Below are 321 nucleotides of genomic sequence, written 5' to 3' on the forward strand. Positions count from 1 at the left end.
CACCTCCTTAAAAAAGAAGTACGACGAGGAGCCGAAGCGCCCACACAGTTTGTTTTCAGAAGAACAAGAACGAGAAAAGCCTAATTGAGTCAATTAATGCGAGTGAGAACTTGCATTGGCTAAGAAGTTGACAAAAGGAATCGCTAAAAATTGGGTCTGTAGCTCAGCTGGTTAGAGCGCACCCCTGATAAGGGTGAGGCCGGTGGTTCGAGTCCACCCAGACCCACCAAACAACTCGTTAAAGAGATGATGCAGATTAAAGTGTTTTGGATAGAGCATTTTAATCTGGAGCATCCAGACGTTCATTAACAATATGGTAAA

General features: G+C 43.9%; 1 tRNA gene. It reads left to right on the plus strand.

What is annotated here, in order from left to right:
- The first annotated feature begins 152 nt into the window (after window positions 1–152).
- Window positions 153–229: transfer RNA gene (locus ACN4Z1_RS15990), tRNA-Ile, on the plus strand.
- The last annotated feature ends 92 nt before the right edge of the window (window positions 230–321 follow it).

It is taken from the genome of Legionella sp. ST3F1 (assembly GCF_048553315.1).
GTDB classification, from domain to species: domain Bacteria; phylum Pseudomonadota; class Gammaproteobacteria; order Legionellales; family Legionellaceae; genus Tatlockia; species Tatlockia donaldsonii.